The 1,406-nt window shown below is 40.7% G+C and carries 1 pseudogene; it reads left to right on the forward strand.

What is annotated here, in order from left to right:
* Positions 1–478: pseudogene (locus tag F6K49_RS49160) on the forward strand (IS4 family transposase); the annotation flags it as partial.
* Positions 479–1,406: the final 928 nt, after the last annotated feature.

The following is a 1,406-nucleotide window of genomic DNA, read 5'->3' on the forward strand; positions in this document are numbered from 1 at the left end:
TATAGCCTGTAAGTGGAAGCGGACTTACCAGGGATTTAAGACGAAAGAACCCTGGTATATTTTGACTAACTTTGATGATGTTGAACCGGCTATTGTAGCTTACCAAAGACGATTCTCAATAGAGGAAATGTTTCGAGATTTCAAGTCGGGAGGCTATAGTCTTGAAGGGTCTAAACTGAGTGGTGAGTATCTATCAAAACTGATGATTATTGTGGCGATTGCCTATACCAGTGCGATTCTCCAAGGGCGACACATTAAGCGAATGGGAATTCAAAAATATGTGGTCAGACCAGAAACCCAATCAAGTGGACAACGGCAACATAGCGCTTTTTATGTTGGCCTACATCAGCATTCGTGGCTTTTCTTAAGGGGATTATGCCAAAAAATAGTGGACGAACTTTTGGAAATTAACCGTCGTTGGCTCAATTATTACAAGAAGGGTGAGCGGGCTATAGAGTTTGCACTGTGTACGTTATAAGCTTTATGTCCCCCTGTCAGGTATCTTTTGCAACTTATGGACTGAAATTATTACACTTTTTCTCTAAGAGGTTTTACAGCAGTTTGTAATTCAGTGAAATACAAATTATTGGGTTTTAGGGAGCACCGCCGTAATTAACACTTTTTGTATAATATTAAATTCTACCTCAATTGGGTAGTACCCATAAGGGTACTTTTTTAAAACTGATAACTATGATATGATAATGCTTTTTATTTTACCAGTGTATAAAACTTCTAAAAGTATTACTACGAAAGTTGAGTTGTAGTACTTTAGTATGAGGCGTGGCAGCCACTCCGGGTGATTGTAGTTTCCCAGTCATCCCAGCAATCCTTGCAACTGCACGCCCAAATCTTTTCCAGGGATGAGCGAATCAGACCACGGACCAATGTTCCGACACAAGAACTGTGTGCTTTTGTGGTCGTTAAATCGAACGACCTACCAACCATGTTCCATATGGATAACGGAAGATAATTTAGGTCGTAGTAGTTCACATTTCGCAGGCCATACCATCACTGTCACGATCGCGCGAGCGAGTAACGACTTTAAAACCGCAAATCGGTCTTATCGGAGCTTGAATATTTTCGGTATTAGCAATGTCTGCGTTCCTATCATGGGAACTAAGTACTATGACAGGTTAATCTATAAGTCAACTTGGTTCCATTCGTGTTCCCCTCCATCTAAACGCTTCTGATTTTGGAGGATGGGGTTTTCTTTTCCCCTGGCCGTAGGCCACGCTACGCGAACAAACTCCCCAATTCGATAAAACTGTACTTCTACCGACTCTATCAATAATTTTTTACAAAACTTGTCAAAATATGCTACAATATTAAAATTTTTATGCTATAATCAAAGTGTGGACAATCAAATCCACGGGAAGAGCCAGCCTGACGTACTTGCAAGGGCGAAG

It is taken from the genome of Moorena sp. SIO3I6 (genome assembly GCF_010672095.1).